Below are 13,972 nucleotides of genomic sequence, written 5' to 3'. Positions count from 1 at the left end.
AAATAAAGCAAATAGTTTGGTGGCTTGCACTCAAACCACCAAGAATGAATTTACTAGTTTTCGTCACATTGTCAGTCTTTGTCGGCAGTGTTTCCCTGTTTGCAGCTTACTTACAGTCCGCCAATCCGTTTAAGCGTACGCGGCCAGGTTACTCCATATTCGGGTCTGTCGAATTCCGCGATATCCTTCTCTTTTTTGCCTGCATAACACCTGCCGTGATATTCTTCACGGTATGGGCGATCACCACGGTCAACTTCCCTTTCCAGGACGATATTGACGCAATTCTGGAATCCACCGCGACGATAGCGGAGGGGCCTGTTTCGCTTCGAGAATTCTGGTCGGCGGTATCAAAGCAGGACGATGAACGTCGAATTGTCGTTGTCAGGCTAGTGGCTTGCCTGGTGTACTGGGCAAGCGGCGCTGTTGATTTTCGTGTGGTCGCTTTTGCCGGTATCTGCTCCTATCTGGTTTTTCTTAAACTGGTCCTCGCCTGGTTCAGGTCGGAGCGAAATCCTCCGTTAGCCTTGTTCCTGCCAGTCCCCTACTTGCTCTTCTCCAATTTCAACTACGCAGCGCTATACCAGGCAATGGTTCCGCTGCAACATATAGGTGTGTACGTTTGGGGATTTGCGAGCATCTGGCTGATCAGCCGGAATACGCGCGTGGGTGTAATGTGCGGTTTCGCTCTGGGGGTTTTAGCCATCTATTCCGATGTAACAGGCATATTTATCGGGCCGGTTGTTGCACTCATGCTGTTGGCCAGTCGGAGGTGGGTTGCCGCAACGTGCTGCATATTGTTGTTCGCTTCCGTCACAATCTTTTACTTCAGAGGGCTCGCAGTGCCCGATTTTCGTCCGACCTTGTATCAGAATTTATCATCGTGGCGGGACATGCTTTTAATGGCTATTGCTATGCCGGGCATGATGGCCGATGTGCTTTTGGAGAAAAGCGAAACTTCCAGGTTGGCTTATGCGACCATTGCAGGCGTGGCAAGTCTTTCGCTTGTCGGAAGCAGCACATGGCAGTTCGGCAAAAAGCTGCTGCGAGGCAGACACGCCATTACCCCGGGCCAGTGGTGGCTTGCAGGCTGCATTTTGTTTTTGCTGATTACTTTTATCGCATTCGCGTTTGGGCGTGCTGCCTATGGTGCACACAGTATTTTGCTGAGCAGATACAAACATATGTTTACGTTTTGGGCGGTATTCAACTATTTGTTATTGTTGCAACTGCCGGCGTTTCGACGCTTGTTGAGCCGGCATCTGCTGATCCTGCAAGCGGGTGCGTTGGTTTACTTCGGGGCCAGTTATTTTCAAACGTGGGGCGACATGATGTATCTACGGAAAACCATTCTCATAGACGCTTATGGCTGGACAAAAAACCGGGAATTCCCTTCCGCGCCGATTTACCTTGCGGTAAAAAAGACGGTAGATTCAATTTTTGAGAACGCATTAAAAAACAGGATTTACCAGTTTCCCGATCTTCCATTCGAAGATCTGCGGCAGGCAGACGTGCGCGGATTATCAGACATTGTGGTCCGGACAACCGATTTCATTGTAGTAGGCGTTGAGGCACCGGTGTTCCGGTGTGCACCCGACGACGGCATTTACCTGATTATTCATTCCAATGATGAAATGCATGTGTTGCCCATGCGTATGCGCAGAAGCTCATTTCTCAGTTTCCTGCGTACCGGCCGTTACTATGGAGGCTACTGCGAGTCGATGGGGATGCTGAGGCAGTATCTGTGCAAAAACAAGAAATATAAACTGACGCTCGGCGTAATCAGCGGCCCGAATCGCTATCTGCTAACAACAGGCAAAGAAGTTAGTGGCGGTTAAGGGTTCGTTGTTGCCAGGGGTAGTCAGTATGGTCAATACTACTTGCAATGGCTGGCGGTCCATGGTCGGCCGTCAGCCGTCGGCGGTCCATGATCGGCCGTCGGCGGTCCATGGTCGGCCGTCGGCGGTCAATGGTCAATGGTCAAAAATCACCTATTCAACCGATCCAAAAACTTCAACGCATGATCCACATCGGGTAGGTTTTTGTCCCAATTGCCTTCGCGCTCGATATAAACGTAACCATCGAATCGCTGGCGTTTGAGCTCAGCCACGATGGCCGGATAATCGATCACACCTGTACCGACCATTACGTCGTTGGCTTTTATATCACCGGCCGCGTCGAGGTCTTTGATATGCAGACAAATAATCTTTCCTCGCAGCGTTTGCAGGCATTTCACCGGATCGAGGCCACTGCGTACCCAATGACCGATGTCGGCGCAGGCGAAGAAATGCGGGCGGCCCTGCATAGCCATCACCACCGAGTCGGGATGCCAGAAATAGCTCGAACCTTTGGCATGTTCATGAATGGCCACCTTTACTTTGTATTGCTCCGCAAGCTTTTCGATCGCATCCCAATGCTGCTTTTGCGGTTCGCCATTCAGGAATTCCAGACCCATTTTTTTGGCAAATACAAAATTCGCTTTCCAGTCTTCCTCGCTCTTGCCGTCGGCATAAAGCGACTTCATTTTTAAACCGCGTTTGTCGAGCATTCCTTTCATTTGCTTGATTTCATCGTCGCTCAGGTTCGGAATGGAATGGCCGTTGAAGGCATCGCCCAATTTGTGAAAAAAGAACCCTTCTACATACAACGCGTTGATACTGTCGGCCTTATCGAGTGCTTGTTCAAAGGAAAAATGGTTGAATGAATACAGGGCTACACCCGGCTTCCACTTCATGCCAACGCCTGGGCCTTGGGGGCGAAAACTGTACAATAATGCAGAAGCGGCGACCAATATCGCGCTGAGAACAATCAGTAATGTATTCTTTTTCATATCGTTGACTTATTTCAAATCAGCTTATCGGGTGTAATGGGCAACGTCCTGATCCGCTTGCCGGTAGCGTTAAAAACCGCATTGGCAACGGCCCCGGCAACGCCCACGATGGCGATTTCGCCCAGACCTTTGGAGCCCATGGGATTGACGTGCACGTCGGGTTTATCGACGTAATATACCTCAATCGGTGGAATATCTGCATGCACGGGAATGTGGTAGCTGGCAAAATCGGTAGTAACATACCGCCCAAAACGGTGGTCCATTTCCGAATGCTCCATCAACGCCATTCCTATCCCACCGACAACGCCGCCGATCGACTGACTACGCGCGGTTTTGTAATTGATGATCGCGCCCACATCCGCACACGTAACGACGCGCACCACCCGCACCTCGCCCGTAAGCGGGTTTACATGCACTTCCACGAAATGGCATCCAAACGAAAACATCGAATACTGATCCCGCTCCGGCCCCGGCTTCGATTCTTCCGTCGCTTCCAGTTCGTTCAGTTTATGGTATTTCAAGATATCGGCAAAGCTAACGCCCTCATCATCAGCCCCCGAACCAAACACCCGGCCATTCCTTACCCCTTGACCATCCGTGACCACCACCTGACCTCCCGATTTCCCTGCTTCCGACATCTTTACCGCCAGAGCGATCAATTTGCTTTTCAATGCTTCACAAGCCACATGCACCGCAGAACCCACACTCGGGATCGTCGCGGAGCCATTTTGGCCCGGAGCGTCCGGCAGATTGGAATGTCCCAATTCAAACTTTACTTTTTTCGCATTCAAACCTAGAACTTTGGCTGCAATGCGCGTCATGGCCGTGCCGGTACCAGGGCCGATGTCCATCGTCGCACTCTGCACAGTCACCGAACCATCTGCCCGCATCACCGCCCGTGCCTTAGACGGATGCCGGTGGAACCCATACAGGCTCGATGCCATTCCGTACCCAACCAGCATTCCCTTCCGGCGGATCGATGCAGGCTCGATCTGACGGTTTTCCCAACCAAACTTTTCGGCGCCTAGTTTATAGCATTCCCTCAGCGACTTAGCCGACCAGGGCAAATTCCTTTCGGGATCGGTTTCTGCGTAGTTTTTCAGCCGAAATTCAAGCGGGTCCATTTTAAGCGCAAATGCCAGCTCGTCCATCGCGGATTCCAGTGCAAACATTCCTGTGGCATCGCCTGGCCCGCGCATCCACGTGGGCGTATTGACATCCAACGGAAGCAGGCGGTAGCGGGTGGATACGTTCGGACATGTGTACATCGCACGCGTCGCGAGGACCGTTCGTTCCAGATGTTCCTCATACATTGACGTTTGCCCGGTACCTTCATGCACCATTGCGTGCAACCGTCCGTCTTTTGAGGCGCCTATGCGTAATTTTTGTGCAGTATAAGGCCGGTAACCCACCGACGTAAACATCTGATCCCTTCCCAGAACCAGCTTCACCGGCCGCTTAACTTGCTTAGCAGCCATTACAGCCGCTATTGTGTGCGGCCAAACCCGGATACCTGAACCAAATGCTCCCCCGATGTATTTCGAGACTACCTGAACATTATCCCTGGGCAGCTTGAAAGCCTGCGCGAGTTGTCCCTGCGCGGATTTAACACCCTGGTTTTTATCGTAAACCGTCAGCTTGTCATTCGCTTCCCAAACGGCAATGATGGCATGCGGTTCGAGCGGCTGGTGGTGTTGAGTTGGAATGGTATACTCCGCCTCGATCCGCACCTCGGCTTCTGCTATTGCGTCGGCGTCACCACGGCCGTAATCCTGAAAAGGTGAATTTTTACTGCGCTGGACATTCTGAGGAATGCCTGCGCTTTTAACATTTCGTTCAAAATGCGTTTGATGGGTTTCCTGCTGATATGTCACCCGCACCAGCGCCGCCGCGTGGATGGCCCGCTCCTGCGTATCCGCCACGACCATAGCCACGGGTTGGCCATCGAAATAAATGAATGCATCATAAAAAACGCGAAAAGCCGTCCCAACGGGTGCACGTTCGGCGGGTTGTTTTAGGGCTGGCCAGCCGGGCACAGCCGGGGCATTCAGGTGGCTGATCACCGCTAAAACGCCCGGCGCAGTTTCCGCCTCGCGCGATTCTATCGCTGTAATACTGCCTTTTGCGATGTTACTCGTTACCAGCACGGCATGTACCAGCCCGGGAACCGCATATTCTGCGGAATAGGTGGCTGCGCCGCTCACTTTCTCATTTCCATCGACGCGGCTGAGCGAGGTATCCAGCTCGTTATCTGCAAATTGTCTTTTCATACCACATCATGAAATGCCCGCTGCGATTTTCAATGCTGCAATCATGGCATTAGCTGTCAATTTGATTTTATAGGCGTTGTGCTCGCCGGCCCGTGCACTTTGCAACTCGTGCTCCGCCACCTCCCTGAAAAGCTTTTCCGAAGGCGGTTGCCCCCTCAGCATCAGTTCGATCGCCCAGTAACGCCACGGCTTGTGTGCCACGCCACCGAGTGCCAGGCGCGCATCCCATATCTTTCCGCCGTCCATTTGCAAAGCTGCCGCAACCGAAACCAGCGCAAAGGCATAAGAGGCGCGGTCGCGTACTTTCAGGTAATGGCTGTGGCCCGTGAATGCATTGTCCAAAACCTCAATCGAGGTGATCAACTCACCGGGGTTAAGAGTTGTGTCCATTTCAGGCTCTTTGGTGGATAGCCGGTGAAGATCTTTGAACAGGATCCTGCGCTCCCCGGCCGGGCCAGCCACCACTACCGATGTATCCAGGGCCGCGAGGGCCACGCACATATCGCTCGGGTGAACGGCAATGCAGGAAGGCACTTCACTACCGTTAAAAAAGATGGCGTGCGTACGATTAATGCCTCCTTCCGCGCCGCAGCCCGAACCTGGCTTCCGCTTGTTGCAGGGCAGTGCAACATCATAAAAATAACTGCAACGTGTTCGTTGCAGCAAATTACCGCCCACTGTTGCCATATTGCGAATCTGGCCCGATGCACCGGCCAGCAACGCCTCTGCAAGCAAAGGTTGACGGGTTTTTACTAGTTTATGCTGTGCCACATCGCTGTTTAGGGCCAGCGCGCCGATTCGAATTCGGTCGTACCGGTGTTCTATTTTCTTTAAAGGGAGGTGGTTGATATCGATGAGTTTGGGAGGCGAAGCAATGCCACGCTTCATGAGGTCGATCAGGTTCGTACCTCCTGCGATGTACTGCGCTTCCGGATTGTCCAAAGCCATACTCACAGCCTCGCTGACCGTTTTCGGGCGGAGATATTGAAATGGCTTCATACCTTTAAACCCTCCTTTTTAACTTCCAGAATCGCGTCTACGATATTCGGATAGGCACCGCAGCGGCAAAGGTTCCCGCTCATATATTCCCGCACTTCGTCTGGAGAATCTGCATACCCTTCACGTATACACGCAATGCCCGACATCAGCTGCCCTGGCGTGCAGTAACCGCATTGAAAGCCGTCGTGCTTGATGAATGCTTCCTGCAAAGGGTGCAGCTGCCCGCCGTGCGACAAACCCTCAATGGTGGTAACCTTACGGCCGTGTTGCATGACCGCGAAAGTCAGGCATGACAATGTTCGCCGCCCGTCGATATGAACGGTACAAGCCCCGCATTGCCCGAAATCACAACCTTTTTTGATCCCCGTAAGTCCCAGGTTCTCCCGAAGCAAGTCCAGCAATGACATGCGCGGATCGACGGAAATACGCTTGCGTTTTCCATTGATGGTCAGTGATAATTGGATCTTTACGGCATTGCCAACCGGCCCGTCGTCTGGCTCCAGGGCCGCTTGTAAAAGCCCCGTCGGCACCGCTGAAAGACCGGCTATGGCTATCGATTGTTTCAGAAAAAAGCGCCGGTCCTCATTGGAGGCATCAGGCGAAGCATTTGTCTGGTCGTTGGCCATATCTGTGATCGTTTCTGTGAATACATTTTCAAAAGCGAGTTTTAGGCTTGATTTACCGGTTGCAAACCGGCGGGGCGTCAGGTTTAGTCAAGTGTAGTCAGGAGTTGTTGGAAATAGTAAGGAGGGAAATGCCTCTATTTAAAATCGCCTACACTCCATGTCTTCACCTTGCCTGCTGTGATCTCTGCATTGATTGTCTTACCTCCATATTTCAAAACTCGCTTCTGAGCGTTGGGCGATGACAATGTCACATTTTTCAACTTGCCGTTTTCCCAAACTTCATCCACCGTCACATTACCCCGCGCCTTCAAGCCTTTTACCGAACCGGTTGGCCAGGCGTCGGGCAAAGCGGGCAGTAGTTCGATCACGCCGGTTTGTGATTGGAGCAGCATTTCGGCTACACCTGCGGTGGAACCCATGTTACCGTCGAGTTGGAATGGCGGGTGCGCGCAAAGGAGGTTGGCATAGGAACCACCGCCATCGGCCATGTTAGTACCCTGGTCGGCGACGGGCCGGAGAACGCTTTTGAACAGCTTGTGCGCACGGTTGCCATCCTGTAAGCGCGCCCAGAAATTGACCTTCCAGGCAAGCGACCAGCCGGTGCCATCGTCGCCACGGGCATCGAGGCTCACGCGGGCAGCTTCCGCTTCGGCAGGGGTTTTGGTGATGGAAATTTGCTTGCCTGGATGTAATGCGTACAAGTGCGAGACGTGGCGGTGGTGGTTCGTCGAATCGTCCACATCCTCGCGCCATTCCTGCAACTGTTTCCAGCGGCCGATTTGCAAGGGTAGAATTTTATCGCGGACAGCACGCGCTTTTTGTGCGAAGTCAGCATCGACACCGAGAGCGGCGGCAGCTTCGGCGGTGTTGTTGAGCACGTCCCAGGCCATTTCGTGGTCCATTGTGGCACCCGTAGAAATACCGCCGTGCTCCGGAGAATAGGATGGTGAAGATACCAGGTGGCCTTTGCCGTCATCGGAAAGGTAATCCATCCAGAACTCGGAGGCTTCCTTCATCACCGGGTAAGCGGTATTTTTCAAAAAAACCTTGTCGTTTGTAAATGCATAATGCTCCCACAAATGCTGGCAAAGCCAGGCCGCGCCGCCAGGAAAAAAGCCCCATGGAAAGTCCCATCCCGGCGAAGTGTAGCCGTAAGCATTCAGCATGGTATTGACGATCCAGCCTTTCGCGTTAAAAAACTCTTTGGCTGACAGCCTGCCGGGCTCAACGAGCGATTGGGTAAAATCCATAAGCGGCAAATGGCATTCCGATAAGTTGGTTACCTCGGCGGGCCAGTACAGCATTTGTACATTGATATTGGTATGGTAATCATTCGCCCAGGGCGGGTTGGTGCTGTCGTTCCACTTTCCTTGCAAGCTCATTGGCATGGTGCCGGGGCGGGTAGAAGAGATCATCAGGTAGCGGCCGTACTGGAAATAAAGTTCTTCCAAACCATTGTCGGACTGGCCTTTGAAATACGCACGCTGACGCTCGTCAGTAGGAACATTCGCGGGCTGCGCGCCGCCCAGTTGCAGTGCCACGCGGTCGAAAAGGTTATGGTAATCCTTCTGTTGTTCGGCAAATAATGCGGCATAGTTTTTCCCGGCCGCTTTCGCTATCGTGGCAGCATTGGCCTTTTTGTAGTCATTTCCTTTATAATCCGGGAAACGCATGACATAATCCGTCGCAACTGTATGCACGAGCACCACAGATTTGGCATTGCTGACCGTGAGCACACCATCTTCGAATGCCGCTTTACCGTCGGTATCGATGCGGTAGACGGTTTCGAACTCTTGATGATTGTCTTTCAAATGCCCTCCGAAAGTGTATTGATTTTTTTCAAACCGTTCATAATCCTTCGCGTGGGGCGTGTCAAATCGCACTGAATATGTTTCGGGTGTCGACGAGATAAATCGGTACACCATTACTTTGGAAGGGTAATTTCCAAAGAAAGTCCGCTCAAAGTGGCTGCCATTTACATCGTAAGTTACTTTTCCAGTTGCATTGGCTATATCGAGCTCGCGGCGGTAGTTCTGAACATTTCCTTTACTGGAAACTTTTACATACAAATCACCCACCGTTTGTTGTGCACCAAAATCGCTCGAAGGCGTATTTTCCTTTTTTTCATGAATGGCACCCGTCAGCTCCTTGTTGGCTAGCTGGTGCGCTTCCTCCATTTTTCCGGCCGCCAGAAGTTCGCGCACTTTGGGTAAATGTTGATAGGCTCCTTTTTTCAAACCGAAATTATACTGCGCATTAGCCCCTTTGCCCCCAGCCCAAAGGCTGCCTTCCGAAAATTGCAGCCGTTCTTCCGACGGGTCGCCAAAGAACATCATACCCACATGGCCGTTACCAACCGGCAATGCCTGCGTCATCCACTCTTTGGCAGGTTGGTTGTACCACAGTACCAATGGCCGGGCTGGCTGCTGGCTGAATGATGGGGAACTAGCAATGAGGAATAATAGTAAAATGAGTCTGGAAAGAGGTTTCATCACGTCGGTTTTGGAAATAATGGTAAAATTAGGAGCATGAATTGAATAAAAAAACGAGGCACTAAGACTCTGCTTTCTTACTATTCGACAGTCAGTTTGGCACTACCTGTGATTTTCAATTGATTGGCCGGCATATTTTCAAGCTTCACATTTTTGCCCAAAACATCCTCCGAAAGTTTCAGGTTGCTGATTGCTACATCCGAGCAGCCATTGAAGTAAAACATCTGCTTATGTTCCGTTTGCGGGCTTAATGCATTGGTACGCACAACCGCATTGTCTTTAAAAATAAGCCCCTGGGTACTTTTGGCATACAATACAGGGTAATCGAATGTCTTGAAAACATTACCCTCGATGCGGATATTGAAATGGACCGGCTTTTTGAAATCGGCGATTTTATTGGATGGGTTAATGGCGATTACTGCATTACCCGGACCGCCCTGATAAGCGCAATCGATGAATTCGTTGTTGCGGATTGTCACGTCACGAACGGGTCCCGATTCGTACCAGCCTTCGGCGTCGGCTTCGATAAGGATGGCGCTCATGCCGGTGCGGAAAAATGTATTATTCTCAATAACCGCTTTGCGTGGGGTCGTCAGGAGCACGCCGCGAGTGTTCGTACGGGTGAAATAGTTGCCGCGAATCAGTACCTCCGGCGTGCGGGTCATGTTTTCGACGCAATCATGTTCCTGCAAACCGGCGGGGACGGGCTTTTCGAAAGTCAGGAGCAACTCGCGATCGTTCAGCCGTTGCACGGTTTTGACAGTACCGTTTGCAAACCGTTCCATGGTTGCCGCGTGTACAAAGGCAACCGTATCACCGGCGAAGAATGCATTCAAACCGTAGCTTTGTCCGTGCATAAACCGCACTTTGAGCGACTGGGTACCGGACTGCCCCACGATACGCAGGTTGGTGCCATGGACATTGACGGGATCATCGTGCGCGCCCGAAAAACGGCATTCCTCCACAGTAACCTTACCGCTGCAACCCGAGAAATGCATAAAATCAGCGGAAGAGGCGATAATCCGACCGCTTTCAGGCCGCGGCGCGCAGGTTACCCTTCGCATGGTGATGGTTTCGGTGTACTGGCTTACGATGCCCAGGCCGTGCATATAATGCATGTCCACGTCCTGCAATGTCATATTTTTACTTTCGAGGATCAGCATGCCTACCTGGTCGCGGATGATGTCGCGAACAGTGAGGATATTGCCTTGTTTCGGACGAAAACCCGCCGGGACGTCGAAATGCACAAGTCCGGGCCGCAGCTCGGTGGCTTTGCTGTTATGAAAAGTCTTCCAGTCGCTGTAACGCATGGTTTTCAGCGTAGTATCAAACTCGATAGCATGGAAATGGGTAGTTTTCCAACCTTCACCAAACCATTCCAACCGTCCGTTCGCGATCGCATACCGGGCGTCGCGATGGATTTCCAGATCGACACCTCCGTCCACCACCTTCCCGTAACGCATTTCGGACATGCTGGGCCGTTCAAAATCGACGTGAATGTTTTGCAAACGCACATTTTCACATTGTTCCAGCACGATCGTTGTCATTTTACCATGAAATACGAACAATGCGCCATTGCCTTCGATGGTCAGGTTCCGTGCATTTTTGAAAAGCATGCCAATCGTCCGGATTTTCAGCGAATCCTCTTCTTCGGTCGAAGTGTTTGAAATAAAATATTTGGCTTTGATGGCGCCGTCGGGCCAGAAATCGTAACGGCCTTTTGGAAATGCCAGGGTGGTTTTCCCTGTGAGAATGGCCTCGTCGATCACCTTTTGAACACGCGGCGTCACATTTTCGTAGGTATCGGCACGGATGCCAGCGTCGGCTACCGAAATGGTTTGAGCCTGGGCATGCGCAAAAAGCATTAATCCGGCGAAAAACGACAGGTAAAATCGGGTCAGGAAGGACATCAGGTCAGGAAAAATTATTCAGATCCGCAAATTAGGGCAAATTGAAATAGTTTTTATACAAAATAAGCCTGTCCGCATTCATTGGCTGTCAACCAGGAACACAGACAGGCTATCGGACACCGCTCAAACTTTAATAAAGATGCGGATAGTAAGTATTTTCAACCTTCCCATCGGCATACAATTCAAGGATCGCAAACCCGGGCGGCGTCTCCTGGTAATAGTTCGGCGCGACCGACTCCGCATCCCCTTTCCCCCACCAAAAGCCGCTCATTGCGCCATTACAGCAATATTGGATGCCATTGTACTCGGTATGGTCTTGCAAATGCTGGTGCCCGCTCAGGCAAATCCGCACTTTGTCGCGGTGTTTATAAAAAAGGTTTTTCAGCTTTTTGTAATCCGAATGTCCACCACCACCCGCTAGCATGGGCGTCGTGCCGAGGATCGGGTAATGCGACATCAGGAGAACGAATGTATCCGGTGCCAGTTTGGCGAGGTCCGCTTCCAGCCATTGGTACTGCTCCTCGTCGAGGGACACGTGTTCATTGTTCCCGTCGAGGACCACGAAATGCCAGTTCTTTTTTGTAAAACTGTAATAACGGCCCGGCGTTTTGAGCCTTTTCACGACATAATTCTTGCCGTACATCTCATCCTCCTTCGAAGGCGCCGCCCACCAGGGATCATGGTTCCCGATACAGCTGTGGACTTCGTAACCTTTCAGCAACCCGGTGCAATCATCCCACAGTTTCCAGTAACCGAGCATGGTTTCGCGGGTAACGTCCTTATAATCTGCGGCATGGATGGAATCTCCTCCATTGAGAAAAAAATCCGGTTTGTGTTTCAAAACGTCATGCAGGCATTTCTTGAAACGGTTCGGGGCATCGTCACCTTCACGAATGTGCACGTCGGTAATGTGCGCGATTTTCAGTACCGGCTTATCGGCAACAAGCCCGGACTGTGTAGCCGGGCCTGTCAGCGAAGCAGCCGTGAGCAATCCGGAATTCCGGATCCAGGAACGTCTGTTCATTGTATTTATAGTCAGTTGTTAAATCAATTCCAACCAAAAACCTGCTTCAACTTGGGATTCAGCAGCATTTCCTTTTGGGGGATCGGGCGGTAATAGTATTTAGGGTCCTCGAATTTGCGGGCTGCCGTTTCGGTTACCATGGTGCCACCTGCATTGCCGTTTTTCAGGTATACCGTCACATCTTCGCCGATAGCTCCGGCGCGATAATAGATCAGCACCACGCCGAGGCTATTTTTCTCCTTATCCTTTTCATCAGGGATCGTCTTCGATTTGTCGATCAGGATAATGTCCTCTACACCATCGCCGGTCAGATCGTATTTACCCAAACCCGAAAAATACAAGCCTTCCGGGATCGCAGTCAGCAGCTTGCCTGCCTGCCAGCGCATTACGTCATTGAAACGCTGGTTTTCGAATGCAAACTCCACCCTTCTTTCGCGGCGGATTTCAAATATAACACCACGGTTCGCACCGGTCACGTTTGGATATTTTTGCGCCATTACCAGATCGGGACTGCCGTTCGCAATTGCCAGTTTCAAATCCGGCATTTGCACCCGCGCGCGGATGAGGTTCACCGATTTGTCCAGGTCGTCTTGTGTGAGTGTCCCGAGCTCCGCTTTCGCTTCGGCATAAGTCAGCAACACTTCCGCGTAACGGTACACCGGCACATCCACGCTGTTCAGGGCCACATTATCGGTGGAATTGACATACCCCTTCAACTGGTGATAGCCGGTAAAGTTTTTGTTCAACCGCAAAATATAGGGCGCTGTTTCTGCCGCGCGCACCCAGCCCGGGTACACGAGCGTTTGTGCCAGGCGCGGGTCACGGTTTTGAAACTCCTTGACAAAGCCAAACTGCTGATAACCTTGCACGTCGGTAAAACGTGATCCGTCTTTCATGAGATAAGCCTGCACCAGGTCGCGCGCCGGAGCTTGCTCGTAGTCGCCGAAAACGGTGCTATTGACATTCTGGCTACGGTCCTTCGTCTGGTCGAAAGCATTGAACAAGATCACTTCCGGGTTGCTCGACAGGTCCTGGCTACCGAACAATGCTGCGTAGTCGGCATTAGGTTTGCCGGTTTTGTAAATTGAAAACTTGCCGGAAGCCATGATCTCCGCCGAAACCGTTGCCGCAGTTTCCAGAAATTTGTTGGCTGTTGCCTGCAAGTTCAGTTCTGGGTGGTATTTGCGGTAAGTACCTTCGTACAATGCTGTACGGGCGTACTGGGTCATAACAGCCCATTTTCCGGGTGTACCGGTCGGCACCAGATCGGCGGCGTCTTTGACGTTCGCTGCCGCATAGGCAAGATCCGCCATGACGCTGTCCATCACCAACGTCCTTGGATCCTGTGTTTTGTAAAGATCCTCGTCTCCGGGGTTCAATGTTTGGGAAAACCAGGGAACGTCCGAAAAGCGCGCCACTTTGTCAAGATAGAACTGCGCACGGTAGTAGCGCGCGATGCCCGCATAATGCGCTTTGATATCGGCGGCGGCATTTGCCTTGTTATAGTTGTCCAAAAAGTAATTCACGTTCCGCAAGCGGCCCCAGTCCCAGCCGCCGGTGATGGTCTGTGAGCTCGGCGAGCCGGTCATGATCACCTTCATTTCTACGGCGCCTGTCGTGGCGGCATTGTCGGTGCTCTGGTCGCTGAGGTAAGAACCCATGTCGGGCATACTCAGGAGCCCGTTGATATACAATTTCAGGTCGCCTTCGGCATTGAAGAACACTTCGGGAGAAATGGAGGTTTGCGGAAGTTTTTCAAGGAAGTCGTCATTGCAGGCACTTGCGCCCATCAGCAATGCGATCAGTAATATATGCTTTTTCATG

General features: G+C 51.8%; 9 protein-coding genes. 1 reads left to right on the top strand and 8 read right to left on the bottom strand.

Annotated elements, in window-relative coordinates:
* The first annotated feature begins 44 nt into the window (after nt 1-44).
* Complete coding sequence (locus LZD49_RS27860) at nt 45-1,835, top strand: hypothetical protein (protein WP_234671114.1); 1,791 nt, start codon at nt 45-47, stop codon at nt 1,833-1,835.
* 149 nt (nt 1,836-1,984) lie between these two features.
* Here the strand turns inward: LZD49_RS27860 and LZD49_RS27855 are convergent, their stop codons facing one another.
* The 8 genes from LZD49_RS27855 to LZD49_RS27820 all read right to left on the bottom strand — a co-directional run bounded on the left by LZD49_RS27855 (nt 1,985) and on the right by LZD49_RS27820 (nt 13,971).
* Complete coding sequence (locus LZD49_RS27855; RefSeq protein ID WP_234671112.1) at nt 1,985-2,827, bottom strand: sugar phosphate isomerase/epimerase; 843 nt, start codon at nt 2,825-2,827, stop codon at nt 1,985-1,987.
* 14 nt (nt 2,828-2,841) lie between these two features.
* Nucleotides 2,842-5,097, bottom strand: a complete 2,256-nt coding sequence (locus LZD49_RS27850; protein ID WP_234671110.1) for a xanthine dehydrogenase family protein molybdopterin-binding subunit — start codon at nt 5,095-5,097, stop codon at nt 2,842-2,844.
* A 6-nt stretch (nt 5,098-5,103) separates the two neighbouring features.
* A complete protein-coding gene (locus tag LZD49_RS27845) occupies nt 5,104-6,096 on the bottom strand; it encodes a xanthine dehydrogenase family protein subunit M (protein WP_234671109.1) in 993 nt (330 codons plus the stop codon).
* On the bottom strand, nt 6,093-6,722 hold the full coding sequence (locus LZD49_RS27840) for a (2Fe-2S)-binding protein (protein ID WP_234671108.1): 630 nt from the start codon (nt 6,720-6,722) through the stop codon (nt 6,093-6,095). The genes LZD49_RS27845 and LZD49_RS27840 overlap by 4 nt, the downstream gene beginning before the upstream one ends.
* A 134-nt stretch (nt 6,723-6,856) precedes the next feature.
* Nucleotides 6,857-9,214: a glycosyl hydrolase family 95 catalytic domain-containing protein gene (locus LZD49_RS27835; protein WP_234671107.1), complete on the bottom strand. Its 2,358-nt coding sequence runs from the start codon at nt 9,212-9,214 to the stop codon at nt 6,857-6,859.
* Between the two features lie 80 nt (nt 9,215-9,294).
* Nucleotides 9,295-11,124 carry a right-handed parallel beta-helix repeat-containing protein gene (locus LZD49_RS27830; protein ID WP_234671106.1) on the bottom strand — a complete coding sequence of 610 codons (1,830 nt, stop codon included), beginning with the start codon at nt 11,122-11,124 and terminating at the stop codon, nt 9,295-9,297.
* A gap of 130 nt (nt 11,125-11,254) precedes the next feature.
* On the bottom strand, nt 11,255-12,148 hold the full coding sequence (locus LZD49_RS27825) for a metallophosphoesterase (protein ID WP_234671105.1): 894 nt from the start codon (nt 12,146-12,148) through the stop codon (nt 11,255-11,257).
* A gap of 23 nt (nt 12,149-12,171) precedes the next feature.
* Nucleotides 12,172-13,971, bottom strand: coding sequence for a RagB/SusD family nutrient uptake outer membrane protein (locus LZD49_RS27820; protein WP_234671104.1), 1,800 nt, complete (start codon nt 13,969-13,971; stop codon nt 12,172-12,174).
* Nucleotide 13,972: the final 1 nt, after the last annotated feature.

Origin of the sequence: Dyadobacter sp. CY261 (assembly GCF_021440085.1) — a bacterium.
Taxonomy (GTDB): domain Bacteria; phylum Bacteroidota; class Bacteroidia; order Cytophagales; family Spirosomataceae; genus Dyadobacter.
The sequence above is the reverse complement of the archived record's forward strand: the minus strand, read 5'-3'. Positions and strand labels throughout refer to the sequence as shown.